Below are 21,007 nucleotides of genomic sequence, written 5' to 3' on the forward strand. Positions count from 1 at the left end.
GGCAAGGCCTTGATGGCAGAAACGGCTGCATCACGATTGGCGAAGTTGCCGTAGGTGATCACGTAAAGCGGCTTGCCGTTGAGGACTTTCTTGAAATACCGGTACTCGCCGCCCTGCTCCTTGACGAAGTTTTGCGCGGCAGTTTCCGAACTGGTGCCGAGGATCTGCACCACATAGTTACCGGTCGGCTGACCGGCGTACCAACTGCCACCGGCGGCCTTGGCAACGGTGACCGGCTTCTCGGCCGGTTTGGCCGCAGCAACTGGCTTGGCTGGCGCTGGAGCAGGTTTTGCCGCTGGCGCTGCCGGAGCAGGCTTGGCGGTGGCAACCTGAGTTGGCGCCGGAGCGGGTTTGGCCGCCGGGACTGGCACCGGTGTCGGTGCAGGACCGGCCGGAACGCCTGCTGGTGGCGCGGAAGTGGTTACGGTAGGCGGTGTAGCGCTGGAGCCTTCCAACGGCACGCCGTCGTCGCCTTCAGTGATGCCACCAGCCTCTTCAGCCAGCGGACCACGCATGACCGGTTGCGAGTTACCGACCAGCGGCAACGGCATCGGCTGCGTGTTACCGGCGAATTCGACGGATGGATTTGCGCCATTGGCAGCGCCCTGGCCCAACGGCAGCTGTGCCTGTTCATTGGCCGGAGCACCGGTGGTCGGCGCCTTGCTGCGACCTGGCATCAACCAGGCGGCGGCGACCGCGACCACGACGACGGCGGAAATCGCCAATACGTGTTTCTTCGGCATGTTGAACCCCATACTTGGACGCTTCACCGCAGAGCGGCTGGCAATCATGACTTCGATCAGTGCATCGCGAGCAACCTGGTTGATGTTGCCAGGCCAACCCTCGGAGCTTTCGTGAATATCAGAGATCTGATCCGCGGTGAAAAGTTCGACACCACGGCCCGCACCTTCAAGCCGCTGGTCGAGATACTCGCGGGTCTCTTCTTCGGTGTACGGCTGCAACTCGATGACGTGGAAGCGCTCTTCCTCGAGGTGCAAGGCCTCGAGTTGCGCGATCAGCGACGACTCACCGAACAGGAACACGTGCGGGCGACCCTCCGGTGCGCCGGCACCCAGCGCCATCAGTGCTTCAAGCGCGGATTCGTCGAGCTGCTCGGCATCATCCACCAGCAGATAGACCTCCTGGCCGGTCAGCGCCAGTTGTACCACTTGCGCCAGAATCGCACCGACGTCGGCCTGAGCCACATCCAGCGCCTGAGCGACCTGACGCAGCACGCCAGCGGCATCGCCAGCGCCGCGGGCGGAAACCACCACGCTCTGCACCGACTGCTTGTTGGTACTGGCCACCAAGGCCTGACGCAGCAGAGTCTTGCCGCTGCCTTGCGGACCGGTAACCACCAACAGCAACTGGCTGTAACGCGCCAGGTGATGCAACTGCCCCAGCACCGGTTTGCGCTGGGCCGGGAAGAATTTGAAGCCCGGCACGCGCGGCGCGAACGGGTCGTGACTTAACTGGAAATGGCCGAGGAACGCCTCGTCGGCATGCAAACTAGTCATCGGAATCTTATTAACCTTTAAGCTGAGCCAGGGCGCGGTAATCCGCTCCCAGCGTGGCCTGTAGAACCTCTTTCGGATAATCGTCGGTCACCACCGCTTCGCCCATCCGGCGCAGCAGCACCAGGCGCAGACGACCGTCGATCACTTTTTTATCAATTGCCATATGTTCGAGAAAGTCGGCTTCGGTCATTTCCTCAGGCGGAATCACCGGCAGGCCGGCGCGCAGGAACAGACGGATGCCGCGATCACGTTCTTCAAAGCTGATCCAGCCCAGACGCGCGGACATTTCCAGCGCCATCACGGTGCCCGCCGCGACCGCCTCACCATGCAGCCAGACACCATAGCCCATGTGGGTTTCGATGGCGTGGCCGAAGGTGTGGCCGAGGTTGAGCGTGGCGCGCACGCCGGTTTCCTTTTCATCGGCGCCGACCACCGCCGCCTTGGCCGCGCAGGAGCGCTCGATGGCATAGGTCAGGGCTTTTTGATCCAGTGCGCGCAGGGCGTCGACGTTGTCTTCGAGCCAGGTCAGGAACGGCTCGTCACAGATCAGCCCGTACTTGATGACTTCTGCCAGGCCTGCGGACAGCTCGCGTTCTGGCAGGGTTTTCAGGGACACGGTATCGATCAGCACCACGTTCGGCTGATAGAACGCGCCGACCATGTTCTTGCCCAGCGGATGGTTGATACCGGTCTTGCCGCCCACCGACGAATCGACCTGGGACAACAATGTCGTAGGAATCTGGATGAAATCGACACCGCGCTGGTAACAGGCCGCGGCGAAGCCGGCCATGTCGCCGATCACACCGCCACCAAGGGCGATCACGGTGGTGCGGCGGTCATGCCGGGCGGTCAGCAGACCGTCGAAGATCAGTTGCAGGGTTTCCCAGTTCTTGAAGGCTTCGCCGTCCGGCAAAACCACGGAGATCACCGAGAACTGCGCCAGGCTGCGGGTCAGACGTTCAAGATAGAGCGGCGCAACGGTCTCGTTGGAGATGATTGCCACCTGCCGCCCATGGATATGCGGCGCCAGCAGTTCAGGCTGATCCAACAAACCTTCGCCAATATGAATCGGGTAGCTGCGCTCGCCTAAATCGACCTTGAGTGTCTGCATGTGTCCCCACAGTGAAGATGGAAGCAGGCGTCCTGCCCTGAATTATTGGTTATCTGCGGCCTGTAGCGGGTATGACGTCGCTCGCACGCTAGCCGCCACAACCTCGCAGGGCTGTGACAGGACGCCGAGGATAGCGCATTTCGAGCGATGCTTTAACGGGGTGGAAGCTGTGCCAGACGATCGAGAATGTCGAGCACCACCATGCGCGGCGGCCGCTCGTCGGTTTCCACCACCAGATCGGCGATTTCCCGATAAAGCGGATCGCGGATCGCCAGCAGGTCACGCAGGGTTTTTTCTGGATTGGCGGTGCGCAGCAACGGCCGGTTGCGATCACGCGACGTGCGGCCGACCTGCTGTTCGACGGAGGCATGCAGATACACCACTCGCCCGCCCTCATGCAGGGCCTTGCGGTTGGCATCACGCATGACTGCGCCACCGCCGGTCGCCAGAACCACGCCGTCAAACGCGCAGAGCTCGGCGATCATCGCCTGCTCACGGTCACGAAAGCCCGGTTCACCTTCTTTATCGAAGATCCACGGAATGTTGGCGCCCGTGCGCAGTTCAATTTCCTTGTCGGAATCTTTGAACGGCAGGCGCAGCTCTTTGGCCAGCAGCCGGCCGATGGTGCTTTTTCCAGCGCCCATCGGTCCTACAAGAATCAAATTTCGCACAGAATCAATGACTCACAGCAATCGCCTGATTGTTCATGATACGCGGAGTGAGAAACACCAGCAGCTCGGATTTTTTCTCCGAAACCACATCACGCCGGAAAAGGCGGCCAAGATACGGCACATCGCCAAGAAATGGCACCTTATCTACAACCTTGCTTTGAGTATTTGAGAAAACACCGCCAATCACGATGGTTTCGCCGTCGTTCACCAAGACTTTGGCATTGACCTCGTTTTTCTTGATCGGCGGCACATCCTGCACTTTGTTCAGGTAATCCGGTTCGTCCTTGGTGACCTTGACCTCCATGATGATGCGGTTATCGGGGGTGATCTGCGGCGTGACTTCCAGAGACAACGAAGCCTCTTTGAACGACACCGAAGTGGCGCCGCTGGAGCTGGCTTCCTGATACGGTATCTCGGTGCCCTTGAGGATTTTCGCGGTTTCCTTGTCGGAGGTGACGACCTTTGGCTGCGAGACGATTTCGCCGTTGCCGGTTTTCTCCATGGCTGTCAGCTCCAGATCGAGCAAGACGTTGTCGGTAATGAAAGCGATGCCGATCCCCGAGGTGTTGTTGACGGTGCCCATGTCGACGAACGGTGAGTTGGTACTGGTACTGCCCGGCGTGCCGATGGTCGTCGAAGAACCGTTGCTGACCCCGGAGGTATTCCAGTTGCCCTTGTTCTGCACCGACCCGCCCCAACGCACACCCAGGCTCTTGTCGTAATCGACGTTGGCTTCGACGATGCGTGCCTCGATCATCACCTGGCGCACCGGAATATCCAGTTGCGCCACGATGCGCCGCAGTTCGTCGAGGCGATCCTGGGTCTGGTAGGCAATGATGTTGTTGGTCCGCTCATCGACAGTAATCGAGCCACGCTCGTCGATTTTCGCTTCGGCACTGGTCACCGACTGGAACAGTTTGGCGATGTCCGCCGCCTTGGCGTAATTGACCTGTAGCAGCTCACGACGCAACGGCGCCAGTTCGGCGATCTGCTTTTGCGATTCCAGTTCCTGGCGTTCGCGCGCGGCGATCTCATCGGCCGGTGCGACCAGCAGTACATTGCCGACCTTGCGCTTATCCAGCCCCTTGGTTTTCAGCACCAGGTCCAGCGCCTGATCCCAAGGTACGTTCTGCAGACGCAGGGTAATGCCGCCCTGCACCGTATCGCTGGCGACAAGATTGAGGTTGGTGAAGTCGGCGATCAGTTGCAGCACCGAACGAACATCGATGTCCTGGAAATTCAGCGAGAGCTTTTCGCCGACATAGCTGTTGCGGTCGGCATTGCGCTTTTGCAGGTCGTCGACCGTCATCGGACGGATGCTGACGGTCAGCTTGTTGTCGGTCTGGAAGGTTGAGTATTCGTAGGTGCCGCTGGACTCGACAGTAATAACCGTGCGATCACCGGTCACGGCGGCATTGACGAACTGCACCGGTGTGGCGAAATCCTTGACGTCGAGGCGCACTCGCAACTTTTCTGGCAACTGCGTACGGGCAAAGCCGAGAATGATCTTGCCGTCATGTTCCTGGATATCCGGGGCGATGGTCGGGTCGGACAGATCGATGACCACGTTACCCTCACCTGTCGTACCACGCTGAAAATCCACGCCGCGAATGGCCCGGCTTTTCGGCACAAATGCCTTGGCCGGTGCCGCCACAGGGCGTGGCGCAATGGCAGCAGGTCGTGGCGCGGCAACTGGCGCACCCTGCCCGACCGTCACGAACAGATTATTGCCCTCGACTCGCGTGTTGTAAGGCGCCAGCTGGGTGAGGCTGACGATCAGCCGCGTCCTGTCCCTGGCCTCGACTACCGTGGCAGTGCGCGCATTGCCGCTGCCCAGATCGAGGTTCTTGCTGGCCAACTGACTGGACACACCCGGCAAGTCGAGAGCGATCCGCGCCGGTGATTCGGTGGTGTAGCCCTTGGGCTGGGGCGGTGCGCCGTCGAACGATAGTTTCAGCTCGACGCGATCACCCGGCAACGCCGCCACGTCCAGCGTTTTCAGGTTGGCCGCAAGTACCATCGGCGACATCAGCGCTATCCATAGCGAAAAACCGAAGGTTGAGAAAATCCTGTTCATTGTTCGACTTCCACTATGAGTGCTCTTTCAAAGGAATGGAGCGCGGGCGCTCCAGCCAGGCGCCTTCGCCGTCAGGAACGATTTCGACGACATCGACCTGGGTGGCGCTGATGGCGACGATGCGGCCATCGTTGCGCCCCAGGTAATCGCCGACTTTCAGCCGATGCACCCCGCCCGCCCCGCGCAACAGCGCAAAGGAGCCGGAAACATTGGAGATCGTGCCGACCATCTCGAACTGCTCGATATTGAAACCTTCGAGGTATTGCTTGACCCGGCTGGGGTCGGGTTTGACGTTGCGCGAGCCGTGCTGTCGCCCGGCCAGGTCGGCGCGCACCTGCCGCGAGAACGGACTGCGCAGATTGGCAGCGCTGTAGGTGAATGTGGGGTAAGACCGGAATGTCGGGGTTGGTTCAATCTTGCCGGCCGGACGCAGGCGTACTTCATTCAGGTAGGCGTCGAGGTCACTGAAATCGCTACTGCCTCCACAACCGCTCAGCGCCAGCAAGGCCACCGACAGGGCGAAATAACGAATCGGGGTCATTTTTGCAGCCCCTTGTCGTTATAGCGGTAGGTCTTGGCGAGGATGCTCATGCGCAGCTTCGACCCGCCCTCGGGGTTGGCCGGCGCCAGCTCGAAGTCATGCAGGGTGACGATGCGCGGCAGCCCTGCGACGCCACTGACGAAAGTCGCCAGGTCGTGATAGGCACCGGTAACGGTGATCTGGATCGGCAGCTCGATGTAAAACTGCTGAGTGACCTCCGGCAACAGTTTGATTTCTTCAAACTCCAGGCCGCTACCCAGACCGGTGCGGGTGATGTCCTCCAGCAGCCCCGGCACCTCGGTGTCGCTGGGCAACTGCCGCAACAACACGCCGAAGGAGTTTTCCATCTCCTTCATCTGCTGGGTGTACAGCTCGAGATTGGCCGACAGACGCGCTTTGCTGGCGAACTGTTCCTTGAGCGCGGCCTCTTCTTCCCGTTTGGTTTCGAGCTGGTTTTCCATGTCACTGATGAAAAAGTTATAGCCGAGACCCAATACCAGCACCATCAACAACGCCCCGGCGATGGCCTTCACGACGGCGGGCCAGGAACCGATGTTGCTGGAGTCGAGATCGTTGAAATCGATGTTGCGCAGGCTTTCAAGCCATTCGGACGGTTTCATTGATCGTCCTCCAGGCTTTTCGGCTGCGTCTGACGAACGGTCAGATGAAATGTGCTGGATTGCTCCACCTGATCGGCTGTGATCGCTTTCACCTCATTCAGGCTCGGCGCATCGAACCAGTCAGAAGCATCCAGATTGCGCATCAGCTCGGAAACGCGATTGTTCGACTCCGCTGCGCCACTGATGGAAAGGGTTCTGCCGAGCATTTTCACCTGGGTGAAATACACGCCATCAGGCAGCGAGCGCGCCAGTTGATCGAAGATCCGCCCGCTGATCTGCCGGTTACCCTGCAAGTCCTGGATGATGCGCATGCGCTCGACCAATTGCTGGCGTCGCGCCTTGAGATCGCTGATCTGCTTGATCCGCTCATCGACCACGGCGATCTGCTTGCCAATGTATTCGTTGCGCGCCATTTGCCGATCAATGGCCGCGCTGATGATCTGATCGGCAATAAATACCGCACCCACCGACCCTACGACTACGCCGATCAGCGCCAGCAGGAAGCGTTTGCGCCGCTCCTCGCGACGCTCTTCGCGCCAGGGTAAAAGATTGATCCGCGCCATCAGTCGAAACTCCTGAGCGCGAGCCCGCAGGCAATCATCAGGGCTGGTGCATCACTGGCCAGTGCCCCGGCGTTGACCTTGCTGCTCAAGGCCATGTCGGAAAACGGATTGGCCACTTGGGTTGGCGTGTCCAGGCGCTGCTCGATCAAGCGGTCGAGCCCCGGCACCGACGCCGTGCCGCCGGCCAGCAGAATGTGGTCGACCGCGTTGTACTGGCCGGAAGCGAAGAAGAACTGCAGTGAACGTGATACCTGCTGCACCAGCGCCTCACGAAACGGCTGCAAGACCTCACTGACGTAATCGTCAGGCAGGCCACCCTGTTTTTTCGCCAGTCCGGCCTGCTCGACGGTCAGGCCATAGCGACGCTGGATTTCCTCGGTGAGCTGGCGACCGCCAAACAATTGCTCGCGGGTGTAGATGATCTTGCCGTTGTGCAGGACGCTAAGGGTGGTCATGGTGGCGCCGATGTCGACCACTGCCACGGTCAAGCGCTCCTGCGAGGCCGCCAACTGCTTCGCGAGCAGGCCGAACGAGCGCTCCAGCGCATAAGCCTCCACATCCACCACCCGCGCAGTCAGGCCGGCCAAGGCCAGGGCCGCTTCACGGACTTCGACGTTTTCCTTGCGACAGGCGGCCAGCAAAACGCTGACACGCTCGGGGTTGCGCGGCGACACGCCCTGGACTTCGAAATCGATGGCGACTTCGTCCAGCGGATAGGGAATGTATTGGTCGGCTTCGATCTTGAGCTGGTTTTCCAGCTCGTCATCGGACAGTCCGGCGTCCATTTCGATGATCTTGGTGATCACCGCAGAACCGGCCACCGCCACCGCCACGCTTTTCAGCCCGGTGCGTGCCTTGACCAGCACCCGACTGAGGGCTTGGCCAACGCCTTCGAGCTCGGCGATGTTTTTCTCGACCACGGCGTTCGCGGGCAATGGCTCCACCGCGTACGCCTCGACCCGGTAGCGATCGCCCTGACGGCTCAGCTCCAGCAGCTTCACCGAGGTTGAGCTGATGTCGATCCCCAGTAACGTATTGGTCTTTTTATTGAAGAGTCCCAGCACTACCAATTCCCTATGACTTTCCGTGAGTTACGGACTCTGTAATACGCATTGCGTTCCTTCCTCCCGTCTTGACAGAAGCGCAAATGACGCCTCCGACGGAAAAGTGCTTATAATGCCCAGCGTTTTTTTCCGCTTTTTACTGCCAGCGCGGACTGTTCTGTGTGTAGCCGGAACCCCGTCGCCAAATTCATTCTTTGCCCTGGATGTTCAAACGCCTTGATTCGTCTGCTGAAATTTTTCGGTTGGTCCATCGTCGCCGTTTTCTGCGGACTGCTTTTAGGTCTCAGCGGCGCGTTTCTTTACCTTAGTCCGGGTTTGCCGTCTGTGGAGGCGCTGAGAAGCATTCAGTTGCAGATTCCCCTGCGGGTCTATTCCAGCGACAACAAGTTGATCGCAGAATTTGGCGAAATGCGCCGTACACCGATCCGTTTCGCCGACATTCCACCCAATTTCATTAATGCGTTACTAAGTGCTGAAGACGACAATTTCGCCAACCACTATGGCGTTGATCCGAGCAGCCTGATGCGTGCCGCGACCCAATTGGTCAAAAGCGGACACATCCAGTCCGGCGGCAGCACCATCACCATGCAGGTGGCGAAGAACTTCTTCCTGACCAGCGAACGCAGCTTCTCGCGCAAAACCACCGAAATTCTCCTGGCCCTGCAGATCGAACGGCAGCTGACCAAGGATGAAATCCTTGAGCTGTATGTGAACAAGATCTATCTGGGCAACCGCGCCTACGGCATCGAGGCGGCGGCGCAGGTGTATTACGGCAAGTCGATCCGTGACATCAGCCTGGCGCAGATGGCGATGATCGCCGGCCTGCCGAAAGCACCGTCGCGCTTCAACCCGCTGGCCAACCCGGCGCGCAGTAAAGAACGTCGCGACTGGATCCTCGGGCGCATGTACAAGCTCGGCAAGATCACCGAAGCGGATTACACCGCCGCGATCAACGAACCACTGAACGCCAGCTATCACGTACCGACGCCGGAAGTGAACGCACCGTACATCGCCGAAATGGCCCGTGCCGAAATGGTCGGTCGCTATGGCAGCGAGGCTTACACCGAAGGTTTCCGCGTCACCACCACGGTGCCGAGCAATCTGCAGGAAATGGCCAACACCGCGCTGCACGAAGGCTTGATGACCTACGACCAGCGTCACGGCTACCGTGGGCCTGAGTCGCGTCTGCCGGGCAAGACCCGTGAAGCCTGGGCCAGCGAGCTGACCAAGCAACGCACCATCAGCAGCCTCGAGCCGGCCATCGTCACTCAGATCGACAAGAATGGCCTGCAAGTGCTGACCCGCACCGGCGAAGAGCACGTCGCCTGGGACACCATGAAATGGGCGCGGCCGTTCCTCAACACCAACAGCATGGGCGCCAACCCGCGTCAGCCGTCGGATGTTGCGCAGGTCGGCGACCTGGTTCGTGTGCAGCGCCAGAAAGACAACTCGCTGAAGTTCAGCCAGATTCCGCAGGCACAAGGCGCGCTGGTGTCGCTGGACCCGCAGAATGGTGCGATCCGCTCGCTGGTCGGCGGTTTTGCCTTCGAGCAGAGCAACTACAACCGCGCCATGCAGGCCAAGCGTCAGCCGGGCTCGAGCTTCAAGCCGTTCGTCTACAGCGCTGCGCTGGACAGCGGCTACACCGCCGCCACGCTGGTCAACGACGCGCCGATCGTGTTCGTCGACGAGTACCTGGACAAGGTCTGGCGTCCGAAGAACGACACCAACACCTTCCTCGGCCCTATCCGTCTGCGTGAGGCGCTGTACAAGTCGCGCAACCTGGTATCGATCCGCCTGCTGCAGGCGATGGGCGTGGGCAAGACCATCGACTACATCACCCGCTTCGGCTTCAACAAGCAGGACCTGCCGCCAAACCTGTCGCTGGCGCTCGGCACCGCAACGCTGACGCCGATGGAGATTGCGACCGGTTGGAGTACGTTCGCCAACGGCGGTTACAAGATCACCCCGTACATCATCGACAAGATCGAAAGCCGTAACGGTGACACGCTGTTCGTCGCCAACCCGCCGACCGTGCCTCAGGGCGGTTCGGCGACGGACGGTATTGCAGCGCCGGAGACTCAATCGTTCACGGTCAATGCCGCGCCGGTTCCGGGTGAAGCGCCGGGCAATGCTGCCGTAGCGCAAGCGCCGGCGGTGGCTGAGCGGATCGTCGATGGCCGCACTACCTACATCCTCAACAGCATGCTGCAGGACGTGATCAAGCTTGGCACCGGTCGTCGCGCATTGGCCATGGGCCGCAGCGACATCGCTGGCAAGACCGGCACGACCAACGAATCGAAAGACGCGTGGTTCTCCGGTTACAACGCCGATTACGTGACCACGGTGTGGACCGGTTTCGACCAGCCGGAAAGCCTCGGTCGCCGTGAGTTCGGCGGCACGGTGGCACTGCCGATCTGGATGAACTACATGTCGGCAGCGTTGAAGGACAAGCCGCCGCACGTGCAGCCTGAGCCGGAAGGTTTGCTGAGCCTGCGCGTGGATCCGGTCAGTGGTCGTGCGGCGACGCCGAGCACTCCGGGTGCGTACTTTGAGCTGTTCAAGGCTGAGGATACGCCGCCGTCGGTGAATGAGCTGGGTAACGGCGCCGTGCCGGGCAGCCCGCTGCCGGCGGATGAGCAGGCGCCGATCGATCTGTTCTGATCCAGCGGCATTGAAAAGCCCCGCCTTCGAGAGAAGTGCGGGGCTTTTTATTGCCTGAAGATCAAGAGCCCCTCACCCTAGCCCTCTCCCGGAGGGAGAGGGGACTGATTGGGGGATGCTGGTGAGTGATGCCGACCTGAACGTGCTGTGTTGAATCCATAGGCGCTAACGCACTTTCAGGTCGGTGTATCTCGCGAATCTTCCACGGTCAATCCCCTCTCCCTCAGGGAGAGGGTTAGGGTGAGGGGGCTCTTGATCTTCAGGCAATAAAAAGCCCCGACTCTCACGAGCCGGGGCTTTCGGTTGAAGCGCTACAACGGCTTAGCCGTTGAACACGTCATCCACGCTTTTCAGCGGGTAGTTCTTCGGATACGGCAGGGTCGCTACACCGGTCTCGATCGCGGCTTTGGCCACAGCGTCGGAGATCAGGGTGATCAGACGCTTGTCCATTGGCTTCGGAATGATGTACTCACGGCCGAATTCCAGCGGCGCGCCACCGTAGGCATCGCACACGTCCTGAGGAACAGGCAGCTTGGCCAATTCACGCAGGGCGTTGGCTGCAGCCACTTTCATTTCTTCGTTGATGCGCTTGGCGCGAACGTCCAGGGCACCACGGAAGATGAACGGGAAGCCCAACACGTTGTTGACCTGGTTCGGGTAGTCCGAACGGCCGGTGGCCATGATCACGTCGCTACGGGTAGCGTGCGCCAGCTCCGGGGAGATTTCCGGATCCGGGTTCGAGCAAGCGAACACGATCGGGTTGGCCGCCATCGACAGCAGGCCTTCAGCGCTCAGCAGGTTCGGACCGGACAGACCGACGAACACGTCAGCGCCTGCCAGTGCGTCAGCCAGGCTGCGCTTCTCGGTAGCGTGGGCAAATACTGCTTTGTACTGGTTCAGGTCGTCACGGCCGGAGTGGATCACGCCGGTACGGTCAACCATGAAGATGTTTTCGATGCGTGCGCCCATGCTCACCAGCAATTTCATGCAGGAGATGGCGGCAGCGCCGGCGCCCAGGCAGACGATCTTGGCGTCTGGCAGGGTTTTACCAGCGATTTCCAGGGCGTTGATCATGCCGGCAGCGGTCACGATGGCGGTGCCGTGCTGGTCATCGTGGAATACCGGAATGTCGCATTGCTCGATAAGAGCACGTTCGATCTCAAAGCACTCTGGCGCCTTGATGTCTTCCAGGTTGATACCACCGAAGGTGATGGAGATGCGTTTTACGGTGTCGATGAAGGCTTGCGGGCTTTCGGAGTCGACTTCGATGTCGAACACGTCGATGCCGGCGAAGCGCTTGAACAGTACGCCTTTACCTTCCATCACTGGCTTGGACGCCAATGGGCCGAGGTTACCCAGACCGAGAATCGCGGTGCCATCGGAAATGACTGCAACCAGGTTGCCCTTGCCGGTGTATTTGTAGGCCAGTTCAGGATCGCGAGCGATCTCACGCACTGGTTCAGCTACGCCGGGGCTGTAGGCCAGCGACAAGTCGCGAGCGGTAGCAGTGGCCTTGGTGAGCTCGACACTCAGCTTCCCTGGACGAGGATTGGCATGATATTCGAGAGCGGCAGTTTTCAGAACAGACATTTTGGCATTCAGCTTTTTACTGTTGCACAGACTGGTCAGCGAGGATACGCGCCTCGCAAAGTCCCCACAAGACTGAGCGGTCACCCCTGTCAAGCGCCCTGCCCTACGACTTTGGGCCAAGAGCCACGGCGCACAAGGGCTGGACTGTTCACAATCGACAGAAAAAATGTCTACAATTTTTCTTCAGCGCGGCGTTTGCAACATTGAAGGATCCGTCAGCGGAAGCAACCAACGCGACTGACCGGATTGAAGCCCACCGCGCCGCGAGCGATCGACGATCCAGCCGCGCGCCTCGATTTGCTTGCCCTTCAGCGCCGGCCAGCGGGCATTGTCGAATTGTCCGACCAGATTGGGTGCAACGCGCAATACAAGCGAGTCATGCAACTCGATCCAGATTCCACCGCGATTGCGCTGAACCTTGCTCACACGCCCACTGACCACGGCGAAGCCCGAGCGCTGGATCTGCCCCGATTTCACTACAGGTGATTGCCGCCAGAGGCCTCGGCCTGCCTGCCGGGCGCTGCGTTCGGCGGCTTGCTGACAGGCGACCAGATCGACATTCGGTGCCACCGCGACCTGAAAACCCAGGCCATCGGCGAGCATTTGCGCCTCAAGATTGGCGCCGCTGGCACTGTAAATATGGGCGAGCGTACGCCCGTAATGGTCTTGGGCTTGCTTGCCTGGGCGCAAACCGACACGTCCGCCGCTGGCTTCGACCAAGGCTTGCAAACGTTGGCGCGCCGCCACTGCAAACGGTTCGTCGCTGCGGCCCTGCTTGCCCAGTTCAGGCGTATTGAGGCCGATCATGCGCACACTGCGGCCGTCGCCCAAGCGCAAGGTATCGCCATCGATCACGCGCTGCACCGTGACGCTGGTCAATCCAGCGGGCGCTGGGCAGAAGGCCTGCGCGCCGGACAGCCAGATCGCGGACACAAAAAAGGCGCCCACAAGGGACGCCTTTTTCATCAGACCGGAAAAGCCGTAGAGGTTTTCCAGAATGAGGAGCCTTAGGCTTTTTTGCCGAAAGCACCGAAACGGTCTGCGAACTTCTGCACACGGCCGCCGGTGTCCAGAGTCTTCTGCTTACCGGTGTAGAACGGGTGGCATTCGTTGCATACGTCGATCGCCAGAGGCTTGGCCAGGTTCGAACGGGTTTCGAACTTGTTGCCACAGCTGCAGGTAACTGCGGTGATTTCGTATGTTGGATGGATATCGGCTTTCATGGTGTCTTCCTCAGGCTGCGTGCCGCCATCCAACACTATTGTTGAATACCGCACGTAATTAGGCCGCGGATTCTACCAGACCTTTTCAATCACGCAAGCTGTCACCGAGACCGACCGTCTGCTAGGCTCCCGGCCCAATACGCGATTCCCTTGTAGGAGTGAGCCTGCTCGCGATCGCGGTGTGTCATTCAACATTTATGTCGTCTGATACCCCGCTATCGCGAGCAGGCTCACTCCTACAGGGTTATGTGCCTAGCCCTTGTGTTGATCGAGATCCCCCGCGTGCCCGACGCCATTCTGCGCCTCGCTTTGCCTTCGCCCCTGCGCCGCCTGTTCGACTATCGAGCGCCGGCTGGCGTGCTGCGCGAGCAATTGCAGCCGGGCATGCGCCTGCGGGTGCCGTTCGGCCGGCGCGAGATGATCGGGATTCTGGTCGAAGTCACGGACACCAGCGAAGTGCCGGTGGAGAAACTGAAACCGGCGCTGGCCCTGCTTGATGACACGCCGCCGCTGCCGCCCGCGCTGTTCAAGCTTTGCCTGTGGACGTCGCAGTATTACCAGCACAGCCTCGGCGACACCCTGAGCTGGGCGTTGCCGGTGCTGTTGCGCCAAGGCGAACTGGCCGAGGCCCGGCAAGAACGTTTCTGGTCAATCACCCCTGGCGCCAGCCTCGAAGATCCGCGCATCGCCCGCGCACCGCGCCAGCGCGAGGCATTGGCGACCCTGGCCCAGCACCCGCACGGCGTCGCCCATCAGTTGCTGAGCAAACTGATGTTGAGCAAAGACAGTCTCGATCTGCTGCTGGCCAAAGGTCTGGTGCAAGTGGAAATCCGCCGCCACGCGCCGGGCGTGCGCCACGAACACTGGCTGGCGCAACCGGAGCTGCCGCTCAATGGCGAACAACGTGCCGCGTATGAAGCGATCCGCGCCGGCTTCGACAGTTATCACGCGTTCCTGCTGGCCGGGGTTACTGGCAGCGGCAAGACCGAAGTTTATTTGCAGTTGATCCGCGAAACCCTCGCAGCGGGTAAACAGGCGCTGGTGCTGATCCCGGAGATCAACCTCGGCCCGCAGACCCTGGCGCGCTTCGAGCAGCGCTTCAACGCGCGGATCGCCCTGCTGCACTCGGCAGTCAATGACCGCGAGCGCCTCGACGCCTGGCTCGCCGCCCGCGATGGCGAGGCCGACATTATTATCGGCACCCGCTCGGCACTGTTCACGCCGATGAAAAATCCCGGGCTGATCATCATCGATGAAGAGCACGACGGTTCTTACAAACAGCAGGAAGGCTTGCGCTATCACGCTCGCGATCTGGCGCTGGTACGTGCCCGCCAGGAAAACATTCCGATCGTATTGGGTTCAGCCACCCCGTCGCTGGAAAGTCTGCACAACGCCTACACCGGTCGTTATGGCCTACTACGCCTGAATGAGCGAGCGGGCGGCGCCAAACAACCGCGGTTCCTGCGCCTGGATGTCAAAAGTCGTCCGCTGGACAGTGGGATTTCCGGGCCGATGCAACAAGCCATCGGCCAGACCCTCGCCAACGGCCAGCAGGTGTTGGTATTCCTCAACCGTCGCGGCTTCGCGCCAACGTTGCTCTGCCACGACTGCGGCTGGATGTCCGAGTGCTCGCGCTGCGATGCGCGGATGACCGTGCACCAGCGTTACGGCGAGCTGCGCTGCCACCACTGCGGTTACGTCGAGCGCACGCCGCGCCAGTGCCCGAAGTGCAACAAGGTCGACTTGCGGCCCGTGGGCGCCGGCACCGAGCGCGCCGAAGAACGCTTGGCGATTCTGTTCCCGGACTATCCGGTGCTGCGCGTTGACCGCGACAGCACTTCGCGTAAAGACGCGATGAATCAGCTGTTCGCGACGATTCAGAAAGGCCAGCCGTGCATTCTGGTCGGCACGCAGATGCTGGCCAAGGGTCACCACTTTCCACGGGTGACTCTGGTGTCGATCCTCGATGCTGACGGCGGTTTGTTCTCCGGCGACTTCCGCGCCAGCGAGCGCATGGCGCAGTTGATCGTGCAGGTGGCCGGGCGCGCCGGGCGTGCTGAGGAGCCGGGCAAGGTCATCATTCAGACGCACCTCGCCGACCATCCTTTATTGGTGCAGCTCACCGAACAAGGCTATTTCGCCTTTGCCGAGCAGGCTTTGAGCGAACGCCGGGCCGCCGGGCTGCCACCCTTTGCGCATCTGGCGTTGTTGCGTGCCGAAGCGCACAAACCGGGGCAAGCGGAAGGCTTTCTCGATGAGGCGTGTAGCGAAGCCGAGCGCTTGCTGGCTGAGCAGAATCTGGGCGGGATCGAATTGCTCGGGCCAGTGCCTGCGCCGATGGAGCGCCGTGCTGGCCGTTATCGCGCGCAACTTTTGTTGCAGGCGACGGCACGTGCGCCGCTGCATCGGTTGCTGGCGAGTTGGTTGCTGGTGCTGGAGCAGATGCCGAGTGGGCGCGCGGTGCGCTGGTCGCTGGATGTCGATCCCGTCGATTTGTATTGAAGATCAAAAGATCGCAGCCTTCGGCGGCTCCTACAGGAAAATGCGTATCCCCGTGTAGGAGCTGCCGAAGGCTGCGATCTTTTGATCTGAATGTCACCACATATCCATAAGCTGCCTGCTAAGGTTGGCAAGCCCGTCTTCGCAACGGATAATGCCCAGTTTTTCCACCCGCGCATCGATGCGCCCGCCGCGCTTGCGGTCGAAAGAGAAGACCATGAAAGACACCATTCGCCAGCTGATCCAACAAGCCCTCACCCAACTCGTCAACGAAGGTGTGTTGCCTGAAGGCCTGACGCCGGCGATCCAGGTGGAGAACGCCCGTGACAAGACCCACGGCGACTTCGCCAGCAACATCGCGATGATGCTGGCCAAGCCTGCCGGCATGAAGCCGCGTGATCTGGCGGAAAAAATCATCGCCGCGCTGCCGGCTGACGAAAACGTCACCAAGGCCGAAATCGCCGGCCCGGGCTTCATCAACTTCTTCCAGAACACTCAGGCTTTGGCCTCGCGTCTCGACGCTGCATTGGCTGATGCCCATGTTGGCGTGCGCAAGGCAGGTCCTGCACAACGCACCGTGGTCGACCTGTCGGCACCGAACCTGGCCAAAGAGATGCACGTCGGCCACTTGCGCTCGACCATCATCGGCGACGGCGTGGCCCGCGTCCTCGAATTCCTCGGCGACGAAGTGATCCGTCAGAACCACGTCGGCGACTGGGGTACTCAGTTCGGCATGCTGATGGCCTATCTGCAGGAAAACCCGATCACCAGCGACGAGCTGTCCGACCTGGAAAATTTCTACCGCGCCGCCAAGCAGCGCTTTGACGAATCCGCAGAATTTGCCGACCGCGCCCGTGGCCTGGTGGTCAAGCTGCAGGCCGGTGACGCCGAGTGCCTGGCGCTGTGGACCAAGTTCAAGGACATCTCGCTGTCGCACTGCCAGAAGATCTACGAACTGCTCAACGTCAAACTGACCATGGCCGACGTGATGGGCGAAAGCGCCTACAACGACGACCTGATCAACGTGGTCAACGACCTGAAAGCGGCCGGCATGCTGGTCGAGAGCAACGGCGCCCAGTGCGTGTTCCTCGACGAGTTCAAGAACGCCGACGGCGACCCGCTGCCGGTGATCATCGTCAAGGCTGACGGCGGCTACCTCTATGCCACCACTGACCTCGCTGCCGTGCGCTACCGCAGCGGCAAGTTGAAAGCCGATCGCGCGCTGTACTTCGTCGACCAGCGTCAGGCCCTGCACTTCCAGCAAGTGTTCGCCGTGGCGCGCAAGGCCGGCTTCGTCACCCATCCGATGGAGATGGAACACATGGGCTTCGGCACCATGAACGGCGCCGATGGCCGTCCGTTCAAGACCCGTGACGGCGGCACCGTGAAGCTGATCGATCTGCTGAACGAAGCGCAGGAACGTGCCTATAACCTGGTGAAAGAAAAGAACCCGACGCTGGCCGAAGACGAGCTGCGCAACATCGCCAAAGTCGTCGGCATCGGCGCGGTGAAATATGCCGACCTGTCGAAGCACCGCACCAGCGACTACAGCTTCAACTTCGACCTGATGCTGAATTTCGAAGGCAACACCGCGCCGTACCTGCTGTATGCCTACACCCGTGTGGCCGGTGTATTCCGCAAACTGGGCAAGGACTTCAGCGAAGTCGATGGCCAGATCGTGCTGGAAGCCGCACATGAGCAAGAGCTGGCGGCGAAACTGGCGCAGTTCGGCGAAGTGCTGAACAACGTGTCCGACAAAGGCACGCCGCACATTCTCTGCACTTATCTGTACGACGTTGCCGGTCTGTTCTCCAGCTTCTACGAGAACTGCCCGATCCTCGCTGCCGAAACCCCGGCCCAGATGCAGAGCCGTCTGCGCCTGGCCGCGCTGACCGGTCGCACCCTCAAGCAAGGCCTGGAGCTGTTGGGTCTGGAAACTCTGGAGCGTATGTAAGTTGGCTGCCAAGAAAAAACCTGCACCCAAGCGTGGCGCCAGCCGTTACCAAGCTCCTGCGAAGCAACCGATTCCGGGCTGGCTGTGGATGGCCATCGGCCTCACGGTCGGCGCGTTCATCGTGTTCCTGATGAAGCTCGAGCCGGGCAAGGGCAGCGACACGGTCAAGCGTGAGAAGGTCGAACAGGCACAACAGCAGAAAGCGTCGAAGATCGCCGAGGCCAACAAGACCCCGCCGAGCCCGACGCAACCGGTGAAGCCGAAGTACGACTTCTACACCCTGCTGCCGGAATCGGAAGTGATCGTGCCGCCGGACGCGGTGCCGGAGAAGACTTTGCCGACGCCACAAGTGCCGGCCATTCCGACCACGCCAGTGACACCGGCGGAAGCGGCGAAGATCGACACCGCGCGCGCACAGGCCGCACTGGCCGGGATTACCCCGCCGCCAGCGCCACCGGTGAGCAAAGCGGCGCCAGTAACCAAGTTCTTCTTGCAGGCCGGTTCGTTCCGCAAAGAAACCGATGCAGACAAGGTCCGCGCGCAGATCATTCTGCTCGGTCAGGCGGTGGCGGTTGAGTCGGGCACGGTGAAGGATGAAACCTGGTATCGCGTACTGGTCGGCCCGTTCAGCAACCGTGAACAACTGACCACCGCACAGAAACAACTGGCCGGTGCCGGCTTCAGCAACCTGTTGTTACAACAACGCCAAAGCCGCTGACCCGCGAGCGATCGTTCCCACGCTCTGCGTGGGAACGCATCAAGGGACGCTCTGCGTCCCAGCGGTTAAGGGACGCGGAGCGTCCCGGGCTGCATTCCCACGCAGAGCGTGGGAACGATCAATCAACCACCCGCCGTTCGTCCCTGCGCACTCTCCGCGGTTGAAATCCTCTCCAGCACCCCCATATGAATGGGCATAAGGCACTTTCGCCCCGCTGTGTGGAGACTCTTCCCTTGACCACCATCGTTTCAGTCCGCCGTCACGGCAAAGTCGTCATGGGCGGCGACGGCCAGGTTTCTCTCGGCAATACCGTGATGAAAGGCAACGCGAAAAAAGTTCGTCGCCTGTACCACGGTCAGGTCATCGCCGGTTTTGCCGGTGCCACCGCTGACGCCTTTACCCTCTTCGAGCGTTTCGAAGGCCAGCTTGAAAAACATCAGGGCCACCTGGTGCGCGCCGCTGTCGAACTCGCCAAAGAATGGCGCACCGATCGCTCCCTGAGCCGCCTCGAAGCGATGCTCGCGGTCGCCAACAAAGACGCTTCCCTGATCATTACCGGCAACGGTGACGTGGTCGAACCCGAAGACGGCCTGATCGCCATGGGTTCCGGCGGCGGTTACGCGCAGGCTGCGGCCAGCGCCCTGCTGAAAAAGACCGACCTGTCGGCTCGCGAAATCGTCGAAACCGCCCTCGGTATCGCCGGCGATATCTGTGTATTCACCAACCACACTCAGACCATTGAGGAGCAGGATCTCGCTGAATAAGCCTGACGCGGCCCTGTGCCACGGCTTGTTCTTGCTTGAGGACCGTCAATTATTATGTCCATGACTCCCCGCGAAATCGTCCACGAACTCAACCGTCACATCATCGGCCAGGACGATGCCAAGCGCGCCGTCGCGATTGCCCTGCGCAACCGCTGGCGCCGCATGCAGCTGCCTGAAGAGCTGCGCGTTGAAGTGACCACGAAGAACATTCTGATGATCGGCCCGACCGGTGTCGGTAAAACCGAGATCGCCCGTCGTCTGGCGAAACTGGCCAACGCGCCGTTCATCAAGGTCGAAGCGACCAAGTTCACCGAAGTCGGCTACGTTGGCCGTGACGTCGAATCGATCATCCGTGATCTCGCCGACGCCGCGATCAAGATGCTCCGCGAGCAGGAAATGACCCGCGTGCGTCACCGCGCCGAAGACGCTGCCGAGGATCGCATCCTCGACGCGCTGCTGCCGCCGGCCCGCATGGGCTTCAGCAATGAAGAAGCGCCGAGCTCCGATTCCAACACCCGTCAGCTGTTCCGCAAGCGCCTGCGCGAAGGTCAGCTGGATGACAAGGAAATCGAGATCGAAGTCGCCGAAGTGGCCGGCATCGAAATCGCCACGCCGCCCGGCATGGAAGAGATGACCAACCAGTTGCAGTCGCTGTTTGCCAACATGGGCAAGGGCAAGAAGAAGGCGCGCAAGCTCAAGGTCAAAGAAGCGTTGAAGCTGGTGCGCGATGAAGAAGCCGGGCGTCTGGTCAACGAAGAAGAGCTGAAAGCCAAGGCGCTGGAAGCGGTTGAACAGCACGGCATCGTGTTCATCGACGAGATCGACAAAGTCGCCAAGCGTGGCAACGTCGGCGGCGCCGATGTCTCCCGTGAAGGTGTGCAGCGCGACCTGCTGCCGCTGATCGAAGGCTGCACCGTCAACACCAAGCTGGGCATGGTCAAGACCGACCACATCCTGTTCATCGCCTCCGGTGCGTTCCACCTGAGCAAGCCGAGCGACCTGGTGCCTGAGCTGCAAGGTCGCCTGCCGATCCGCGTCGAACTCAAGGCCCTGAGCCCGTCGGACTTCGAGCGCATCCTCAGCGAACCGCATGCCTCGCTGACCGAGCAATATTGCGCGCTGCTGAAAACCGAAGGCCTGAACATCCAGTTCCAGCCGGAAGGCATCAAGCGTCTGGCGGAGATCGCCTGGCAGGTCAACGAGAAAACCGAGAACATCGGTGCCCGTCGCCTGCACACGCTGCTTGAGCGTCTGCTCGAAGAGGTGTCGTTCAGTGCCGGTGATCTGGCCAGCACCCACGATGAGAAGCCGATTCTGATCGACGCCGAATACGTCAACAGCCACCTCGGCGAATTGGCGCAGAACGAAGACCTGTCCCGTTATATCCTGTAAGCAACTCTTACAGATGTAATGGAACTGTGGGAGCGAGCC

At 60.7% G+C, this 21,007-nt stretch carries 18 protein-coding genes; 6 read left to right on the forward strand and 12 right to left on the reverse strand.

All coding sequences use genetic code 11. The annotated features are described in order from the left end of the window. The 8 genes from ACIPIZ_RS17565 to ACIPIZ_RS17600 form a co-directional block, all read right to left on the reverse strand. The coding region (locus ACIPIZ_RS17565) for an AAA family ATPase (RefSeq protein ID WP_401166337.1) at positions 1 to 1,517 on the reverse strand (1,517 nt) is incomplete at its 3' end. A gap of 10 nt (positions 1,518 to 1,527) precedes the next feature. Further along, positions 1,528 to 2,628, reverse strand: coding sequence for a 3-dehydroquinate synthase (aroB, locus tag ACIPIZ_RS17570; protein ID WP_253480760.1), 1,101 nt, complete (start codon positions 2,626 to 2,628; stop codon positions 1,528 to 1,530). Between the two features lie 152 nt (positions 2,629 to 2,780). Then, positions 2,781 to 3,299: a shikimate kinase AroK gene (aroK, locus tag ACIPIZ_RS17575; RefSeq protein WP_011332081.1), complete on the reverse strand. Its 519-nt coding sequence runs from the start codon at positions 3,297 to 3,299 to the stop codon at positions 2,781 to 2,783. Between the two features lie 4 nt (positions 3,300 to 3,303). Further along, the gene (pilQ, locus tag ACIPIZ_RS17580; RefSeq protein WP_401166341.1) at positions 3,304 to 5,376 is read right to left on the reverse strand and encodes a type IV pilus secretin PilQ; all 2,073 of its coding nucleotides are present in this window, start codon (positions 5,374 to 5,376) and stop codon (positions 3,304 to 3,306) included. Between the two features lie 13 nt (positions 5,377 to 5,389). Next, the gene (locus ACIPIZ_RS17585) at positions 5,390 to 5,917 is read right to left on the reverse strand and encodes a pilus assembly protein PilP (protein WP_401166343.1); all 528 of its coding nucleotides are present in this window, start codon (positions 5,915 to 5,917) and stop codon (positions 5,390 to 5,392) included. Beyond that, complete coding sequence (pilO, locus tag ACIPIZ_RS17590; RefSeq protein WP_064388869.1) at positions 5,914 to 6,537, reverse strand: type 4a pilus biogenesis protein PilO; 624 nt, start codon at positions 6,535 to 6,537, stop codon at positions 5,914 to 5,916. Before pilO ends, ACIPIZ_RS17585 begins: the two co-directional genes overlap by 4 nt. Next, entirely contained in the window at positions 6,534 to 7,100 is a 567-nt protein-coding gene (locus ACIPIZ_RS17595) for a PilN domain-containing protein (protein WP_401166346.1), read from the reverse strand. The genes pilO and ACIPIZ_RS17595 overlap by 4 nt, the downstream gene beginning before the upstream one ends. Then, complete coding sequence (locus tag ACIPIZ_RS17600) at positions 7,100 to 8,164, reverse strand: pilus assembly protein PilM (protein ID WP_401166352.1); 1,065 nt, start codon at positions 8,162 to 8,164, stop codon at positions 7,100 to 7,102. Before ACIPIZ_RS17600 ends, ACIPIZ_RS17595 begins: the two co-directional genes overlap by 1 nt. Before the next feature lie 219 nt (positions 8,165 to 8,383). Here ACIPIZ_RS17600 and ACIPIZ_RS17605 point away from each other — a divergent pair, with 219 nt between their 5' ends. Further along, positions 8,384 to 10,828 carry a penicillin-binding protein 1A gene (locus ACIPIZ_RS17605; RefSeq protein ID WP_401166437.1) on the forward strand — a complete coding sequence of 815 codons (2,445 nt, stop codon included), beginning with the start codon at positions 8,384 to 8,386 and terminating at the stop codon, positions 10,826 to 10,828. Between the two features lie 321 nt (positions 10,829 to 11,149). Here ACIPIZ_RS17605 and ACIPIZ_RS17610 read toward each other — a convergent pair whose 3' ends face one another. From ACIPIZ_RS17610 to rpmE, 3 genes are all read right to left on the reverse strand, one after another. Continuing rightward, positions 11,150 to 12,418, reverse strand: coding sequence for a malic enzyme-like NAD(P)-binding protein (locus ACIPIZ_RS17610; protein WP_401166355.1), 1,269 nt, complete (start codon positions 12,416 to 12,418; stop codon positions 11,150 to 11,152). Between the two features lie 183 nt (positions 12,419 to 12,601). After that, a complete protein-coding gene (locus ACIPIZ_RS17615; RefSeq protein WP_401166358.1) occupies positions 12,602 to 13,384 on the reverse strand; it encodes a thermonuclease family protein in 783 nt (260 codons plus the stop codon). A gap of 41 nt (positions 13,385 to 13,425) precedes the next feature. Next, a complete protein-coding gene (gene rpmE / locus ACIPIZ_RS17620) occupies positions 13,426 to 13,641 on the reverse strand; it encodes a 50S ribosomal protein L31 (RefSeq protein WP_054595223.1) in 216 nt (71 codons plus the stop codon). A 282-nt stretch (positions 13,642 to 13,923) separates the two neighbouring features. Between rpmE and ACIPIZ_RS17625 the strand changes: the two genes are divergently transcribed. Next, entirely contained in the window at positions 13,924 to 16,143 is a 2,220-nt protein-coding gene (locus ACIPIZ_RS17625) for a primosomal protein N' (protein WP_064388875.1), read from the forward strand. A gap of 93 nt (positions 16,144 to 16,236) precedes the next feature. Here ACIPIZ_RS17625 and ACIPIZ_RS17630 read toward each other — a convergent pair whose 3' ends face one another. Then, the gene (locus ACIPIZ_RS17630; protein ID WP_256579857.1) at positions 16,237 to 16,359 is read right to left on the reverse strand and encodes a hypothetical protein; all 123 of its coding nucleotides are present in this window, start codon (positions 16,357 to 16,359) and stop codon (positions 16,237 to 16,239) included. Here ACIPIZ_RS17630 and argS point away from each other — a divergent pair. The 4 genes from argS to hslU all read left to right on the forward strand — a co-directional run bounded on the left by argS (position 16,358) and on the right by hslU (position 20,968). Continuing rightward, positions 16,358 to 18,094, forward strand: coding sequence for an arginine--tRNA ligase (gene argS, locus ACIPIZ_RS17635; protein ID WP_122661115.1), 1,737 nt, complete (start codon positions 16,358 to 16,360; stop codon positions 18,092 to 18,094). The two genes, ACIPIZ_RS17630 and argS, sit on opposite strands and share 2 nt — an antisense overlap. 1 nt (position 18,095) lies before the next feature. Then, a complete protein-coding gene (locus ACIPIZ_RS17640; protein WP_007909385.1) occupies positions 18,096 to 18,812 on the forward strand; it encodes an SPOR domain-containing protein in 717 nt (238 codons plus the stop codon). A 233-nt stretch (positions 18,813 to 19,045) separates the two neighbouring features. After that, entirely contained in the window at positions 19,046 to 19,576 is a 531-nt protein-coding gene (gene hslV / locus ACIPIZ_RS17645; RefSeq protein WP_016984593.1) for an ATP-dependent protease subunit HslV, read from the forward strand. A 54-nt stretch (positions 19,577 to 19,630) separates the two neighbouring features. Next, a complete protein-coding gene (gene hslU / locus ACIPIZ_RS17650) occupies positions 19,631 to 20,968 on the forward strand; it encodes an ATP-dependent protease ATPase subunit HslU (RefSeq protein ID WP_401166361.1) in 1,338 nt (445 codons plus the stop codon). Positions 20,969 to 21,007: the final 39 nt, after the last annotated feature.

The sequence above is a fragment of the Pseudomonas sp. NPDC087690 genome (assembly GCF_044743175.1).
Lineage (GTDB): Bacteria > Pseudomonadota > Gammaproteobacteria > Pseudomonadales > Pseudomonadaceae > Aquipseudomonas.